A 15,414-nucleotide genomic window follows, 5' to 3' on the forward strand; every position below is an offset into this window, starting at 1 on the left:
TGTTCCTCATTTATTTATCTGAAGGTATAAATTTCTTCTTAAATGATTCCACTGCATCGTTCATATCCTCTGCTTCAGGAAGTTTTCCCGTTTCGCGGATAGATGCAAGCAGCTCTTTGCGATTATCATCGAGCCAAATATGGAATTCTTCTTCAAAGCGTGTGATGTCTTCAACCGGAACATCATCAAGGAAGCCTTTCGTCAAGGCATAAATAATCATAACCTGTTTTTCAACAGCCAATGGTTTATGCAATCCCTGTTTCAGAACTTCAACTGTACGCTCACCACGTTCCAGTTTCGCTTTAGTTGCCTTATCAAGGTCTGACCCGAACTGAGCAAATGCTTCTAGTTCACGGAATGATGCAAGGTCAAGACGCAATGTTCCGGCAACTTTTTTCATTGCCTTAATTTGTGCGGACCCACCAACACGTGATACGGATAAACCTGCGTTAATAGCCGGACGTACACCGGAGAAGAATAAATCAGACTGCAGGAAAATCTGTCCGTCAGTAATCGAAATTACGTTTGTCGGGATATATGCACTAATATCGCCTGCTTGCGTTTCAACAAATGGCAATGCAGTCAATGAACCGCCGCCTTTTGCATCACTCAATTTCGCAGCACGTTCCAATAGACGTGAATGCAGGAAGAATACATCCCCTGGGAATGCTTCACGACCTGGAGGACGACGCAGCAATAAGGAAAGTTCACGGTAAGCTGTCGCCTGTTTTGATAAGTCATCATATACAACAAGTACATGCTTGCCGTTATACATGAATTCTTCACCCATTGAAACTCCGGCATATGGTGCCAGGAAAAGCATTGGCGCAGGGTCTGATGCACCTGCAGATACAACGATCGTATTCTCCAATGCACCATGACGGCGGAATGTTTCAACAGTACCTCTGACAGTTGATTCTTTTTGACCGATTGCAACATAGATACAAATCATATCCTGATCTTTCTGATTCAAAATGGTATCTACTGCAACGGTTGTTTTACCAGTTTGACGGTCACCGATAATCAATTCACGCTGACCGCGTCCGATTGGAACAAGTGCGTCAATCGCCTTGATACCTGTCTGAAGCGGCTCATCAACTGATTTACGATCCATTACACCAGGTGCAGCTGATTCAACCGGGCGTGTTTTTGTTGTTTCCGCAGGTCCTTTACCATCGATTGGCTGACCAAGCGGGTTAACAACTCGACCAAGCAGCTCCTCACCAACAGGTACTTGCATGATTCTGCCTGTGCGGCGAACTTCATCGCCTTCTTTAATTTCTGTATATGGTCCAAGGATTACAATACCGACGTTTGATTCTTCAAGGTTTTGTGATAGTCCCATGACCCCATTTGAAAATTCAACCAGCTCACCGGCCATAACGTTGTCAAGACCATGAGCACGTGCGATACCGTCACCGACTTCGATAACCGTGCCGACATCGCTGACTTCGATTTCCGAGTCATAATTCTCGATTTGCTGTTTAATCAGACTGCTGATTTCTTCAGCTTTGATGCTCATACCATTTCACCCCTATCTTCTTTAGTTTGCAAAAACTATATTCCGCTCAAGTCGTTGTAATTTATTGCTGATGGTCCCATCATAGATTGAATTCCCGACACGTACTTTCACGCCGCCAAGAACAGATGGATCTACGATGTTCTCCAGCTTGACTGTTTGCTTGTTCAATCGTTTCGCAAACGATTTTTCAATCTGCTCCCGTTCAGCATCAGACAATTTGCGAACGGAGTATACGGTAGCTTCCACGATTCCCTTTGCATCATTCACCAGTTTTGTGTAGTGATCGATCATCGAAGGAATAACCTCAATACGATGGCGTTCTACTAGAATTTTCAACGTGTTTCTTACATCGGTTGAAAAGTCTTTAAACACTTCATCCAGAAATTGTTTCTTCTTATCATTACTGACCCGCGGATGCTTAAGAAATGAATCCAGCTCTTGGTTCTCCTGAAAAACTTCTTCCAGCACACTGAATTCTTTCATTAACTGTTCTGTTTTGCCTTGTTCATTGGCAAGCTGGAAAAGAGCGTCTGCATATCGATTGGCAATTGCTTCACTCATCGCTCTTCTCCTGCCTCTTTAATATATTCATTAATCAGTTCTTCCTGATCCTGTGCACTAATTTCTTTTTCAATAACTTTGCTTGCAATCAGAACAGACAAGGAAGCAACTTTATCCTGCAATGCCTGGATTGCTTTTTCTTTTTCATTTTGGATTTCTTCCTGTGCAGCCTGCTTGATTCGTTCTGCTTCTGCTTTGGCAGATTGAACGATTTCCTGCTCCTGCTTGGTACCTGTACGTTTAGCATCCTCAATGATTTGCTGCGCATCATGCTTTGTCTGCTTCAGCTGGGCTGCAGCCTCGTTCTGCGCTCTCTCAGCTTCTTTACGGCTGTGTTCAGCGGCTTCAATTTCGCTTGCCACGTATTCTTCACGCTTTTGCATTATTCCCATCAATGGCCCCCACGCATATTTGCGCAGTAAAACCAACAGAATGATGAAGAACACAAGCTGAACAAGCATATCTCCAACATGGAGTCCGCCGATTCCGGCATAGATTGTAGAAAATCCGGTGAATGTCGGCACAGTATTCACTCCTTCCGTCTAACATTTCTGCATTCCATATTCCATCCACGTGCATAAAGAATGGCGAAGAAGTTCTCTCCGCCTATTTTATTCGGCTCACTACATAACCATAAATGCGATAACAACTGCGATGATCGGCATAACCTCAACCAAACCGACCCCGATAAACATTGTTGTTTGAAGCTGACCTTTCAGCTCCGGTTGACGAGCGATCCCTTCAACTGTACGGCTTGCGATAAGACCGTTACCAATACCGCCACCAACTGCGGCCAATCCTACTGCGATTGCTGCTGCTAATGCTCCACTCATAATAAAAATCCTCCTCAAATATGTTTGTAATTTTTTATCCTGATAAACAGGTTTATTACCAATTGCTAATAAATCCTAGTGATCATTACTGAACTTTTGTGACAGATAAACTAATGTCAGCAATGTAAAGATAAAGGCCTGAATAGCACCGATAAAGATACTGAAACCTTGCCATGCCAACATCGGAATTGCACCTCCGAAAAACCCAAACCAACTTGAAGTCATCAATCCTGCGAGTAATCCAAGTAAAACTTCGCCCGCATAGATGTTACCGAATAACCGGAGACCCAGTGTCAACGAATTGGCAAATTCCTCGATAATTTTTATCGGGAAAAATATCGGGAACGGCTTGAAGAAACCTTTAACGTATTCCTTGCCGCCCTTAACCTTAACACCGTAGTAGTTTGATAAAATAATTACCATTCCTGATAATGTCAATGTAACTCCGGCATCAGATGTCGGCGATTTCCACCACAGGTCGTGGCCGAATGTTGCCAGTGTGACAACCCCCATCAGGTTGCTGACAAAGATATAGGTGATGAGTGTCAGTGCCATTGGCAGAAAAATTCTGCCTTTGCTCCACTCCATTGTGTCATTGACCATACCTCTTACAAAGTCAACAATCCACTCCATAAAGTTTTGTGCGCCGGTCGGTTTCATTTGCAAGCTTCTTGAACCGAGCACACAAAGTACAAATACAATGGCCGAAGCGATAATAATCATCAAAACGTTGGATAAATTAAAATCCAGCCAGGAAATCCCAAAAACATCCTCAACGATTGGTGCGCCGTGATCCACTTTTTCACCCCTCTCTCATTACTTTTTAAATTCAGACACAAAAAAATCTGCAATAATGACAATATAGGATGTCATCAGTCCAATTACTACTGCTATCATGTGAAAATGTTCTTCGAAACGAAGTGCGATTAACACTGCCAGCGCGACTGCTGCAAGCCTCCCCAACGTGCCAACCCCTTTTGCTTTCTTGTTCTCGGCTACTGCATCGGCAACATCGTTAACCTTCTTTTGCAAGAGCCATAAGTTGTAAAAGCTGGCTGTGCTTCCTAACAGAAGTCCGAGGAAAATTCGTGGATACGGAGTAAAACCTGCCCCCAGCACTAAAATTGCAAGAAGGTAAAACATCCATTTTCGCTGACGGGTTATCATAACATCATAGTTTGACATGATTTGACTCTTCTCCTGATCATGTTGTGCAGCTCCAATCCCTTTCTTATCAAAGGTTGGGCTGCCATCATCCACATTAGAAAACCTGGTCTGCCCTTACCTTAGGGCAAAAAAATCCAGGGATAATTTCCTCATTTATAATAAGAAGCGATGTGAGGTATATCACTGCAGTTGTGGAATAAGTTATTTAAACTTATGTAAGATTTTTCGCGAAAAAAACACAATTATTTCAGTTTATAATTGGAAACCTTACCATTCCACACTAAGCTAGTTTACATTAGGCACAGTCCCTTGTCAATCACTATGTGACACGAAAAATCATTTGTCACCTGCCAATTTTACACAGGCAATTTCCGACCTGATTCAACACGTTTCGCAGAATGTGCCACAGATATACAACCTGCAATTCGTTTGAACATTTCTTTCCACTACATATTATAAATGATAAATTACGTCTAAATCATGACGATTCTGTGAACTGCGGAAAATTTTTGAAAAAATAGATGAATTACAGCAGATTTTTATGTGTGAACTCAAGACGACCCGGGAGCTGTTCCCGGAATCGTCACTTCTGTCTGGTGACTTTCGATTTCGCCATTTTTCAGGTGAACCGTAATAACAGCCCGATATTTGCCCGGCTTGCCAAGTTTGTTTTTTTCAAAATGGCCTTTCACCATCCCGGCATCAACGTCCTTCAGCTTTAATAATGTACGGTCAAAGAGAAGTGTATCCGGATTGTACAGGTTCACCTCAATACGTTCCGCCGGCTCAGTAACATAAATCTGGTATACATATTCTTTTGCGGAGAATGGTTTCAGAGAAAAACTGAACCCCATTGCTTTTGGATATTCGGCCGTTTGATTAATGAACATATATGGAAGCTGGTATGCCTTTTCACCCTGCTTCAGTGTGAGCCAGCCCTGGTGAATTCCTTTGCCAAGCAGACTGCTGTTGATACTCAGTTCAACCGGTACCGTTCTCGTTTCTCCCTTTGGAATCGTGAATGATAATGGCAGCTGCCACGTTATCCCCTGTTGCTTTTTAGGAATGTTGAACGTATATTGCTGCCCATGGCTGCTTGTATTTTCTATTTTTAAATGGATTGTTTTCGATTGTTTATAGGATGTGATTTTCCCGTAGGACAGTAATGGATTATACAGAATCGATGTTGTATTGATCGCGGCTTTCGGCTGAATTTCACCCATCCCCTGGACAATCGGACTAATTGGTTTACCGTGATGTTTGATTCTTTGGGCGGTCGTTTTTAATGCGCCGCTGATTTGGGCAGTCGTCCATTTGGGATGTGCTTCTTTTATCAGTGCAACCGTACCAGTGACATGAGGAGCGGCCATGCTTGTCCCTTGCAGTTCCATATATCCACCGGGGACAGTGCTTAAAATATTGGTCCCGGGTGCACTGACATCCGGCTTCAGATCCCAATTCACAGTGACCGGACCGCGCGAGCTGAACGGCGCAATATTCAATTTTGTTGTCGCATAGTTCGTTTCCATATAAAAGTGTTTCTTTTTTGCATGCTGAAGCAGCCATTCCCCGTCACGTTTGGAAATGGAAGCAACCGGAATCCCAATTGGATCTTCTCCATTGTCAATCGATCCCTGGAAGGTTCCTTTTTCATTGTTGTAAATAAGGACAGCAATCGCCCCTGCTTCTTCCGCCTGTTCCGCAAGTTCATGAAAAGGCACCTTGCCACGCTTTATAAGCGCAATTTTACCGCGTACATTTTTTTCCGGGAATGGAGCAATTTGATGATCCGTTGTAAAATCCCATGGAACCGATCCTGCCATTAATGCTATGCTGATTTTTTTATCCAGCAGTGTCTCATAAAGGTATGGAACCTTTTGCGGATTTGCTGCTGCTCCGACTGAAATGGCTTTTGCCGCGGTCGCCGGAGAACCGACCGTCCATGTATCCGGTCCGCTGTTTCCGTTGGCGATGACAACCGTTACACCTTTTTCAACAGCCCGATTTACCGCAACACTCGTCGGGAAATCAGGGCCATTCACCGTATTTCCAAGTGACAGGTTTATTACATCTGCCCCGTCATTTACCGCCTGCTCAAGTGCAGCAATAACCTGTACCGATGTCCCCCGTCCGCCGGGGCCAAGTGCACGGTATGCATAAATATCCGCATCAGGTGCTACCCCTGTTAATTCCCCATCCGCTGCAATAATCCCCGCCACATGTGTACCATGCATCGTCGGAATCCCTTGTGATTTCAACGTTTCCATCGGATCATCATCAAGGTCAACCAGATCGAATCCGGTTACATAGTTACCTGCCAGGTCAGGGTGGTCATACGCAATCCCTGTATCAATAACAGCCACCTGCACCCCGTCCCCAGTATAGTCGGTATTATTGATGGAACCCGGGATAAAGGCATTTTCATTCTCCGGCATTCGTTCCGTGCGTGCCGTCTCGTTGGACAGATTTGTTTCAAATACTGCCGTCGGATGAACTGCCTTCACGAAATCGAGCGAATCCATTCGGCTGAGCCGTCTGGGTGATGCCTTCAATGCAAGTCCATTAAACAACGTATCATAAACCGCAACAATCTCAACATACGGGTAGTGGTTATTTATGTATTGCTTGTGTTCATGCGGGTTGCCCTCCACCTCGATAATGATGGATGCCATGTTATCTGTTTTTTCGTTGTTCGGTGCTGCAGATGTATGTACAGGAAATAAGGTGAGTGCTGTTAATAGCAGAATAAGTATGTAGCGCATGATCAAGTCCCCTTTTTACGGATAGTTTTTGTAAAAAAAGGAAAATCATGCATCGGGGATTGTTTCCTGTTTTTAAAATGATGATGGACTTTTTGGTGAAGGACCGTATTTTCTTGTGAAGGCGCGTTTTTCCACTGGAAGGTTCGCAAAAAAGCTTCGGCAATACGCTTTTCAAAATAAAAGAACTGCACGCAATCGGATCCCGTGCAGTCCCTTACTCAATATATTTATCTTTTAAAATACCCCACAATCGCATCGGCAATTTTTTGCGATGCCCGGCCGTCACCATATGGGTTGGATGCTTTGGCCATCTTCTCATGGGAATCGTGATTGCTTAGCAGTTCGTGTGCCATCTTAAAAATGGTGTCTTCATCCGTGCCGGCAAGTTTCAATGTACCAGCTTCAATGCCTTCAGGGCGTTCCGTCGTGTCACGCAGAACAAGGACAGGGACGCCAAGTGAAGGTGCCTCTTCCTGCACACCGCCGGAATCGGTCAAAATCAAATGGGATCTTGCCGCGAAATTATGAAAATCCACAACATCCAGTGGTTCAATCAATTGAATGCGGTCATCGTTTCCTAGAATCTTGTTGGCTGTTTCGCGGACTGCCGGATTCAGGTGGACCGGATAAATCACCCGGATATCATTGTGCGCTTCAACAATCCGCTTGATCGCGCGAAACATTTGCTGCATGTTGTTGCCTAAGTTTTCCCGGCGATGGGCAGTCATGAGCACAAGCCGGTTCCCGCCAAGCGCATCAATGATTGGACTTGAATACGTTTCATTTACAGTTGTTTGCAAAGCATCGATTGCCGTATTCCCGGTAACGAAAATACGCTCGGCCGGTTTATTTTCATCGAGCAGATTTTGTTTTGATTTTTCCGTCGGGGCAAAATGCAGGTCCGCCATGATGCCTGTCAACTGCCGGTTCATTTCTTCCGGGTACGGGGAATATTTATTCCATGTGCGGAGCCCGGCCTCCACATGTCCGACGGCAATCTGATTGTAATAGCCGGCAAGTGATGCGGCAAACGTTGTCGTTGTGTCACCATGGACAAGCACGATATCCGGATTTGTCTTTTTCATCACATCATCGAGCCCTTCCAATGCACGTGTCGTTACTTGCGCAAGGGTTTGCTTTTGCTTCATAATGTTCAGGTCAAAATCCGGGGTAATCCCAAATATATCCAGTACCTGATCCAACATTTCCCGGTGTTGAGCAGTTACCGCCACAACCGGCTCAAATACGTCCGGATGCTTTTTCAATTCCAGTACGAGCGGCGCCATTTTCACCGCTTCCGGTCTCGTCCCGAAAATCGTCATCACTTTTATCCGTTCGGCCATTGTCAATTCACTCCACTACTATTTTGTACCGAATAAACGGTCTCCGGCATCACCAAGCCCAGGAATGATGTAAGCATGTTCGTCCAGTTTTTCGTCCAGTGCGCCAAGATAAATATCGACATCAGGATGTTCTTCCTTGATAACCTCGACACCCTCAGGAGCAGCAATCAGACACATCAGGCGAATTTGTTTTGCCCCGCGTTTTTTCAGGGAATGGATCGCATCATTTGCTGAACCGCCAGTGGCAAGCATCGGATCAATCACGATCAACTCGCGTTCCTCAATATCCTTTGGCAATTTGATATAGTATTCAACCGGCTGCAATGTCTCCGGATCACGGTATAAGCCGACATGTCCGACACGCGCTGCCGGAATCAGCTTCAGCATCCCGTCAACCATACCAAGCCCGGCGCGGAGAATCGGAATCAGGCCGATTTTTTTACCCGCCAGCACTTTCGTTTTTGCTTCCATGACAGGTGTATCAATCGTCTTTTCCTGCAGCGGCAGATTACGGGTGATTTCAAACGCCATCAGCATTGCCACCTCGTCAACCAATTCGCGAAATTCCTTTGTTCCGGTATTTTTATCCCGTATGTACGTTAACTTATGTTGGATTAATGGATGATCCAGTACGTGGACTTTCCCCATTTCTGATCACTCCTTCATTATTTGTTGCATCTTTAAAATTGTACTGAAAAAAAGACGTGCTTTCAAGTATCCCCTGCAAAATATCGAAATGCCGTTTTCGCTGAAAGAACATGGATTTTTCTGATAGAATCGGAAATTTCCTGATAGAAGTATGCAGAACCCGCACGCTTCCCCGGCACACAGCAAAAGGATGCTCCCCGTTCAGGAGAACATCCTTATCAATCACGCATACAATGGAGTTTTATCAGTAAGTCCTTTAACACGATCAGCCGCCTCACGAAGTACGGATTTGTCTTCATGATTTTTCAGCGTATACGCGATAATCGAACCAATTTCCTTCATTTCCGCTTCACGGAAGCCGCGGCTTGTCACAGCAGCTGTCCCGATGCGAAGACCGCTTGTGACAAATGGGCTTTCTGTTTCAAATGGAATGGTATTTTTATTTGCTGTAATACCAATATCATCCAATACTTTTTCGGCAACTTTACCAGTCAGATTCAATGTTGTTACATCAACAAGCAGCAAATGGTTGTCCGTTCCGCCTGACACAATCCGGATACCTTCATCGGACAATGTTTCAGCGAGTGTTTTGGCATTGGCAATAACCTGCTTGCTGTATTCAACAAATTCATCAGATAATGCCTCTTTAAATGATACTGCTTTCGCTGCAATCACGTGCATCAATGGGCCACCCTGCATACGAGGGAAAACGGATTTATCAACTTTTTTCGCAAATTCTTCATTGCACAAAATCATGCCGCCGCGTGGTCCGCGCAATGTTTTATGTGTCGTCGTTGTGACAAAATGCGCATGTGGCACCGGATTGTTATGAAGTCCCGCTGCAACGAGTCCTGCGATGTGTGCCATATCCACCATCAAATACGCATCAACCGCATCCGCAATTTCACGGAATTTGGCAAAATCAATCTCACGGGAATATGCGCTCGCACCTGCTACAATCAATTTCGGCTTTACTTCTTTTGCTTTTTCCAAAACAGCGTCATAGTCCAGTTTCTCAGATTCTTTGTCCACACCATAGTCGACAAAGTTATAAAGTTTCCCGCTGAAGTTCACAGGGCTGCCGTGTGTCAGGTGACCGCCATGGTTCAAGTTCATGCCAAGTACGGTGTCACCCGGTTCAAGCGCGGTGAAATATACTGCCATATTTGCCTGTGCACCGGAATGCGGCTGAACGTTGGCATGTTCTGCACCAAACAATTCTTTTGCACGGTCGCGGGCCAGATTTTCCACAACATCGACGTGTTCACAGCCGCCATAATAACGCTTGCCCGGATACCCTTCCGCATATTTGTTCGTCAGCACGGATCCCATCGCTTCCATTACCGCTTCTGAGACAAAGTTTTCAGAGGCGATCAGTTCAATCTTTTCCTGTTGGCGCTTTTTCTCACCCTGAATCGCATTGTACAATTCCTGGTCTGTTTGTTTTACATGTTCCATTTTGGTTTCCCCCTTAAATTTGAAAGTGGATTGATTGCTTCATTCATAGGTTCATAGACCGCACGTTTGCCGCCGATCAATTTCGGGCGGGTGCGTGCCGCATTGATCCGTGCCTGACCGATTGTCCGCTGTTCAAAACGGAGCGGAACGGCAACATGCTTTAAATGCATCCCGATCATCGTTTCGCCGATATCGATACCACTGTCGGCATGAATCGTCTCAACGAGGACCGGGCTCTTCATGTGACGGTAAGCGTAGGATGCCATCGAACCGCCGGCACCTGGGACCGGAACAGCGGAAACTTCATCCAAGAGGTGCTTTTTCATCGTGTCCTTTTCGACCACAAGTGAGCGGTTCAAGTGTTCGCAGCACTGAAAAGCAAGCAGCACACCGGTTTCGCGCTGCAGCTCATTTAATGCTTCAAAAATAGTCGCTGCAGCTTCTTCACTCCCGGATGTGCCGATGTGTTTGCCAACAACTTCACTTGTGGAGCAACCGATTACAAATACATCACCATCAGCCAGATGCCCGCTGTTTTTGAATTCAGTTAAAACAGCTTCGGCATCGCGCTTGATCTGCTGTGCAACATTATTCATGACTACCTACTGCTCCTCATACGCTGTAACTTTTCCAACCCGGTTAGCATGCCTGCCGCCGTCAAAATCGGTTTCCAGCCATGTTCTGGCGATTTCAGTCGCAAGTCCCGGTCCAACGACACGCTCTCCCATTGCCAGAACATTGGAGTCATTGTGCTGGCGAGTCAATTTTGCACTGTACACATCATGTGTCAATGCGCAGCGGATTCCTTTAACTTTGTTGGCGGAAATCGACATGCCGATTCCCGTTCCGCAAATGAATATCCCCCGGTCAAATTCACCACTGGCCACTCGTTCAGCAGCAGGCAGTGCATAGTCCGGATAATCAACTGACGTCTCACACGAACAGCCGGTATCTTCATATACAATATCCATATCCTCCAGCAGGCTGCGCACTTCCTCACGCAGTTTTGCGCCTGCATGGTCTGATGTTAAAATGACTTTCATCCTCTAACGCTCCTCTCGGTGTAAATTTCAACTATTTCCATTATGCACGAATTTTGTTGAATTTTTAAGTGTTTCCGTTTATTTTCTTTACAAGCAGTCCAATATATTTTTCCAGTTCATCCAATGTTTGCTGGTACGTTTCCAGACTGCCGCCGAACGGGTCGGATATATCATAATTAATCAGATTTGCTTCAAGATTCCTTATATTATGAATACCTTCTTCCAACTCCCCGGCCAGCTTTTCTTCCAGTTTCCGTTTGCTGAGTGTATGCTGATTCTCAAAAATGATGCGTGACCGTTTTTCTTCAAGCTCTGCATATGCCTGGGTCAGTTCATTCCACACTTTTTTGTCTTCAGAAACATATTCTTTCAATGTAAAATACTTTTCCTGGAAATCCGGATGCTGCATGATCAGTGATTGCTTATGCTGGGTCGTCATTGTTATGACGAGATCAGCCCAGTGAAGCAACGGATTGGTAACCGGCTGTGACTTGGAATCCATCGGAATGTTTTTCTTTTCCAGTACCGTGATTGCCTTCGTATTTGGACGCTGGTCATTCACCGCAAAAATCCCCGCCGATTGCACGCTGATTTCCGGCATTTTATGTCGTATTAATGCTTCTGCCATCGGGCTTCGGCATGTATTTCCTGTACAAACGAATAAAATGTTCATTTGGGTACCCCCGTTTTTATCTTCCAACTCAAACTATACCATAGAAAAATTGGCGTGTCAGAAAAAAATCAGCAAAAAAACAAAAGCGGAAGCGCCCGTTTAGCAACGTATATCGTGAAACTTCATGCAGTGGTGTTTTTCCACTGAATGTTAGTTGAACAAATCGGGCTTGAACTGGCAGTTTCCCCACGATTTTCAGTGGGGATTACTGCCAGTCAAACTGCGACAAACTGCGCCCTGCCATGCAGGGTGGATCGGCGTTGCCGCGCAAAGCGGCGGTTTTAGCCGATCTTCCTTAATCCGTGTGAAGTTTGCTAGTTGCTGGGCGCTGGAGCTGGACATGGCTGATTGGATAATGTTAATTATCCACAGGTGAAAAATCTATAATTTCCTGAACAAAGAAAAAAGACTTCCTGCTTCATTGCAGAAAATCCTTCTCATCTTAAAACAACATATTCAGGCCGAACCCGCACAATATGCTGCCGCCTAAAATTTCGCTGTACACACCGAGCAGGCCGTGCACTTTCCGGCCCAGAATCATCCCGGCCCATGTCAGCATCATACTTGCTGCACCGAACGCCAGTAATGCAATCACCGTTTTGACTTGGGACATGCCCAGGCTGAGCCCTACTGAAAAGCTGTCCAGGCTCACACTGAATGCGAGTACCAGCAGCCCGGTTCCAACCGGATTGACAAAACTTCTTGTTTCATGATTAAACGCGGAAAACACCATTTGAGCCCCAATTCCGATAAGCAGCAGCCCACCTGCAAGAACCGCGTACCGACCGATTTGTTCGGATATGGCTTGTCCCACCAAAATTCCGATAAAGGGCATTAATACATGGAATAATCCAATTACTAATCCGATTATGGCGATGCGTTTCAAGCGGATTTCCCGCATTCCCAGCCCAAGACTAACAGAAAATGCATCCATCCCAAGCGCGACCGCCATAAATAGAAGGGAAACCAACTCCCCCACCTGATATGCCGTCATCCACATTCCTCCCCGGACATGCTACTTCACTATATGCATGTCCACTGGTAAATATGATGACTTGCTTCAGGATGGAACTTTAGATGCCGTGTCCCTTCTATTCCCTGATATACGACGTAGCAGCTTTTTCCAGACGGTTCATTATAGCATGGCCGATATTTGTTGTCGGAAATGTTTCGCAAAGAATCACATCGACATCCCCGTTTTTAAATTCACGTAACGCATCATACAAATTAGCAGCAATTTCCACAAGATCGCTGCCGAGCGGGATGATATGATCAGCATTCATTTTTGCAGCCGTTTCATTGCTTGCCATAACACCGACCCGCTTATTTTGTTTTTGTTCCTTGTGGATAACTTCCTGCAGTTTATCCGCAGATCCGGCAACAAGCCACATCGGAACTTCCGGTGCATAGTGGGTATACTTCATTCCGGGTGCTTTCGGTTTGTCCGACGAATCCGCCAGGGCGGGATCAACCATAACTGTACCACTGACTTGCTCAATCTGTTCCTTTGTAATGCCGCCAGGGCGAAGAATAACCGGAATATCCTGCGAGCAATCCACAACAGTTGATTCCACGCCAACACCGGTAGGTCCACCATCCACAAGACCGTCTATCTTCCCTTGCAGATCTGCCCAGACGTGTTCTGCTGTTGTCGGGCTTGGCTTTCCGGAAATATTCGCACTCGGGGCAGCAATGGGGATATTGCACGTTTTCAACAGTTCATGGGCAACCGGATGACTGGGAATCCGCACCCCGATTGTGGATAACCCTGCCGTTACGTTTTTTGCACAGGTTCCGTTCGTCGGCAGAATAATCGTAAGCGGTCCCGGCGTGAATGCATCGATTAATGTTTCGGCAAGCGGCGTCAGCTCCGTCACCAGTCCGCGCAATTGTTCTTTCGTTGCAACATGGGCAATCAGCGGATTATCCTCAGGCCTGCCCTTTGCCCTGAAAATTCCGGATACTGCTTTTTCACTCGTTGCATCCGCTCCAAGCCCGTACACCGTTTCAGTCGGAAAAGCAACCGTTTTTCCATCTTTTAAAAGACCTGCTGCTTCCGTTATTGCATTGCTGCTCATCGTCACATTCCATCGCTTTGTTTGACTCATCATTGTCCCTCGCTAACTCTTTTATCTCGTAAATTTATTTTAATCGATGGTTGTTTTAATGGCAAAATAAAGAGTCTGCAGACGTTTATCCACAGACTATCCACAATTAACCTATTGATATAAAAGCTATGTTAATAACTAATCTTGGTTATACACAGATTCCGAACACATTATCCACAGTTTCTGTGCATAAATTTAAGATACATTATATGTCCACCAGTTCCCCTTTTCAATCGGATACTTATTCACCCATTCGCTCCCAGCTTGTGGATGAAATTGCAATGCTTCGAGTAAGATATCCACCATCGGCTGATGGCTGTGGACATATACTTTCCGCGCCTGCTTCTTTTTGGCCAGTGTCAGAATCCCTTCCAGCAGTACCGGAAGTTTGGCAGCAGCACTCTTCGTGATATAAAGCTGCTTCAGCCAGTATATATCATTTTCCACTGCATCCAGAACAAAACATCCCTCAATTTTTTCGTTGACCTCAACTGCATACCCTTTATCCACAAGCAGCTTTCCGTCCACATTTTCGTTCATCTCCAAAAAACGTGCCAGTTCTTTTTTCGGTGCCTTATTTGCTGGTATAAGTTTCATCCTCATCACCTCTTAAGATAATCATTGTATTTCTATCATCTTATGCAGAACTTGACAGACCTATAACCAATCAAACCATTCAAACAGGAAAAACTTTACCTCGACAGGCTCTTCCTTCTCTTTTAATTCTTCTTGTTCTTTTTCAGGAGCAGCTTCAGCGACACTTGTTCCATTCGAAAAATCGAGAAAACAGAGCGGCGGGAACAGTACACACCACCAATTGGCACCTTTTCCTTTACCAAGTGTAATCAATACTGCCTCATATTTTCCAGCCGGGTACAAATAATCACCGTATAGCTTGGCTGGAAACGAAATCTTTTTACCATATTTCACATCATAGATTGGCTGTTCGTTCTCCCGCTTCAACACGCCGTCGACAATCTGCTTTATTTCTGGTATACGCGCTTCAATCATTCTTCTCGCTTCATTAATATCGGTTATATCCTTAACCCACTTCGAAATGACATTGCTCACCTCATCACGGACCATCCGTTTTACCGCCTGATCGGCCGGTTTATCACTATTGGCCAAAATACGGAGGCGAATGGCTTCATCAGGAATAACCTTCACATCCATAGATGAACTGTTATCTTCACTCATGCCCTTTATCGGCATGGAAAATAGAATAATAAATAGGATAATAGCTCCACAAATAAACTTTTTCACCGTCAAAACCCCTCTCCAACTGATTTACCACCA

General features: G+C 45.2%; 17 protein-coding genes. All 17 read right to left on the bottom strand.

Annotated elements, in window-relative coordinates:
* Positions 1–10: 10 nt before the first annotated feature.
* Positions 11–1,522: a F0F1 ATP synthase subunit alpha gene (gene atpA, locus B1K71_RS17550; protein ID WP_077329328.1), complete on the bottom strand. Its 1,512-nt coding sequence runs from the start codon at positions 1,520–1,522 to the stop codon at positions 11–13.
* Between the two features lie 21 nt (positions 1,523–1,543).
* Positions 1,544–2,083, bottom strand: coding sequence for a F0F1 ATP synthase subunit delta (locus tag B1K71_RS17555; RefSeq protein WP_077329330.1), 540 nt, complete (start codon positions 2,081–2,083; stop codon positions 1,544–1,546).
* Positions 2,080–2,544, bottom strand: coding sequence for a F0F1 ATP synthase subunit B (gene atpF / locus B1K71_RS17560; protein ID WP_077330356.1), 465 nt, complete (start codon positions 2,542–2,544; stop codon positions 2,080–2,082). Before atpF ends, B1K71_RS17555 begins: the two co-directional genes overlap by 4 nt.
* A 162-nt stretch (positions 2,545–2,706) precedes the next feature.
* Positions 2,707–2,916, bottom strand: coding sequence for a F0F1 ATP synthase subunit C (gene atpE / locus B1K71_RS17565; protein WP_077329332.1), 210 nt, complete (start codon positions 2,914–2,916; stop codon positions 2,707–2,709).
* 75 nt (positions 2,917–2,991) lie between these two features.
* The gene (atpB, locus tag B1K71_RS17570; protein ID WP_077329334.1) at positions 2,992–3,714 is read right to left on the bottom strand and encodes a F0F1 ATP synthase subunit A; all 723 of its coding nucleotides are present in this window, start codon (positions 3,712–3,714) and stop codon (positions 2,992–2,994) included.
* A gap of 18 nt (positions 3,715–3,732) precedes the next feature.
* The gene (locus B1K71_RS17575; RefSeq protein WP_077330358.1) at positions 3,733–4,101 is read right to left on the bottom strand and encodes an ATP synthase subunit I; all 369 of its coding nucleotides are present in this window, start codon (positions 4,099–4,101) and stop codon (positions 3,733–3,735) included.
* Positions 4,102–4,634: 533 nt separating this feature from the next.
* Complete coding sequence (locus B1K71_RS17580) at positions 4,635–6,845, bottom strand: S8 family serine peptidase (RefSeq protein WP_077329336.1); 2,211 nt, start codon at positions 6,843–6,845, stop codon at positions 4,635–4,637.
* Between the two features lie 227 nt (positions 6,846–7,072).
* A complete protein-coding gene (wecB, locus tag B1K71_RS17590; RefSeq protein ID WP_077329339.1) occupies positions 7,073–8,188 on the bottom strand; it encodes a non-hydrolyzing UDP-N-acetylglucosamine 2-epimerase in 1,116 nt (371 codons plus the stop codon).
* A gap of 18 nt (positions 8,189–8,206) precedes the next feature.
* Positions 8,207–8,836 carry a uracil phosphoribosyltransferase gene (upp, locus tag B1K71_RS17595; protein WP_077329341.1) on the bottom strand — a complete coding sequence of 210 codons (630 nt, stop codon included), beginning with the start codon at positions 8,834–8,836 and terminating at the stop codon, positions 8,207–8,209.
* A gap of 222 nt (positions 8,837–9,058) precedes the next feature.
* Complete coding sequence (glyA, locus tag B1K71_RS17600; protein WP_077329343.1) at positions 9,059–10,294, bottom strand: serine hydroxymethyltransferase; 1,236 nt, start codon at positions 10,292–10,294, stop codon at positions 9,059–9,061.
* Complete coding sequence (locus B1K71_RS17605; protein ID WP_077329345.1) at positions 10,282–10,890, bottom strand: TIGR01440 family protein; 609 nt, start codon at positions 10,888–10,890, stop codon at positions 10,282–10,284. The genes glyA and B1K71_RS17605 overlap by 13 nt, the downstream gene beginning before the upstream one ends.
* 6 nt (positions 10,891–10,896) lie before the next feature.
* Positions 10,897–11,337 carry a ribose 5-phosphate isomerase B gene (gene rpiB, locus B1K71_RS17610; RefSeq protein ID WP_077329346.1) on the bottom strand — a complete coding sequence of 147 codons (441 nt, stop codon included), beginning with the start codon at positions 11,335–11,337 and terminating at the stop codon, positions 10,897–10,899.
* A gap of 64 nt (positions 11,338–11,401) precedes the next feature.
* Positions 11,402–12,010, bottom strand: coding sequence for a low molecular weight protein arginine phosphatase (locus B1K71_RS17615; RefSeq protein ID WP_077329348.1), 609 nt, complete (start codon positions 12,008–12,010; stop codon positions 11,402–11,404).
* Positions 12,011–12,452: 442 nt separating this feature from the next.
* Entirely contained in the window at positions 12,453–13,004 is a 552-nt protein-coding gene (locus tag B1K71_RS17620) for a manganese efflux pump MntP (RefSeq protein ID WP_077329350.1), read from the bottom strand.
* Positions 13,005–13,101: 97 nt separating this feature from the next.
* Positions 13,102–14,118 carry an L-threonylcarbamoyladenylate synthase gene (locus B1K71_RS17625; protein WP_077329353.1) on the bottom strand — a complete coding sequence of 339 codons (1,017 nt, stop codon included), beginning with the start codon at positions 14,116–14,118 and terminating at the stop codon, positions 13,102–13,104.
* Positions 14,119–14,313: 195 nt separating this feature from the next.
* Positions 14,314–14,715, bottom strand: coding sequence for a hypothetical protein (locus B1K71_RS17630; RefSeq protein WP_077329355.1), 402 nt, complete (start codon positions 14,713–14,715; stop codon positions 14,314–14,316).
* A gap of 60 nt (positions 14,716–14,775) precedes the next feature.
* A complete protein-coding gene (gene spoIIR, locus B1K71_RS17635) occupies positions 14,776–15,381 on the bottom strand; it encodes a stage II sporulation protein R (RefSeq protein WP_077329357.1) in 606 nt (201 codons plus the stop codon).
* Positions 15,382–15,414 lie beyond the last annotated feature (33 nt).

Source organism: Virgibacillus siamensis, assembly GCF_900162695.1.
GTDB lineage: Bacteria > Bacillota > Bacilli > Bacillales > Amphibacillaceae > Lentibacillus > Lentibacillus siamensis_A.

What these genes read in the sequence shown, in the direction of transcription:
- B1K71_RS17625 (WP_077329353.1), bottom strand. Translation starts at nt 14,118, where the DNA reads ATGAGTCAAACAAAGCGATGGAATGTGACGATGAGCAGCAATGCAATA.
- B1K71_RS17620 (WP_077329350.1), bottom strand. Translation starts at nt 13,004, where the DNA reads ATGACGGCATATCAGGTGGGGGAGTTGGTTTCCCTTCTATTTATGGCG.
- B1K71_RS17630 (WP_077329355.1), bottom strand. Translation starts at nt 14,715, where the DNA reads ATGAAACTTATACCAGCAAATAAGGCACCGAAAAAAGAACTGGCACGT.
- glyA (WP_077329343.1), bottom strand. Translation starts at nt 10,294, where the DNA reads ATGGAACATGTAAAACAAACAGACCAGGAATTGTACAATGCGATTCAG.
- B1K71_RS17555 (WP_077329330.1), bottom strand. Translation starts at nt 2,083, where the DNA reads ATGAGTGAAGCAATTGCCAATCGATATGCAGACGCTCTTTTCCAGCTT.
- wecB (WP_077329339.1), bottom strand. Translation starts at nt 8,188, where the DNA reads ATGGCCGAACGGATAAAAGTGATGACGATTTTCGGGACGAGACCGGAA.
- upp (WP_077329341.1), bottom strand. Translation starts at nt 8,836, where the DNA reads ATGGGGAAAGTCCACGTACTGGATCATCCATTAATCCAACATAAGTTA.
- rpiB (WP_077329346.1), bottom strand. Translation starts at nt 11,337, where the DNA reads ATGAAAGTCATTTTAACATCAGACCATGCAGGCGCAAAACTGCGTGAG.
- atpE (WP_077329332.1), bottom strand. Translation starts at nt 2,916, where the DNA reads ATGAGTGGAGCATTAGCAGCAGCAATCGCAGTAGGATTGGCCGCAGTT.
- atpA (WP_077329328.1), bottom strand. Translation starts at nt 1,522, where the DNA reads ATGAGCATCAAAGCTGAAGAAATCAGCAGTCTGATTAAACAGCAAATC.
- B1K71_RS17615 (WP_077329348.1), bottom strand. Translation starts at nt 12,010, where the DNA reads ATGAACATTTTATTCGTTTGTACAGGAAATACATGCCGAAGCCCGATG.
- B1K71_RS17605 (WP_077329345.1), bottom strand. Translation starts at nt 10,890, where the DNA reads ATGAATAATGTTGCACAGCAGATCAAGCGCGATGCCGAAGCTGTTTTA.
- atpF (WP_077330356.1), bottom strand. Translation starts at nt 2,544, where the DNA reads ATGCTTGTTCAGCTTGTGTTCTTCATCATTCTGTTGGTTTTACTGCGC.
- B1K71_RS17575 (WP_077330358.1), bottom strand. Translation starts at nt 4,101, where the DNA reads ATGTCAAACTATGATGTTATGATAACCCGTCAGCGAAAATGGATGTTT.
- B1K71_RS17580 (WP_077329336.1), bottom strand. Translation starts at nt 6,845, where the DNA reads ATGCGCTACATACTTATTCTGCTATTAACAGCACTCACCTTATTTCCT.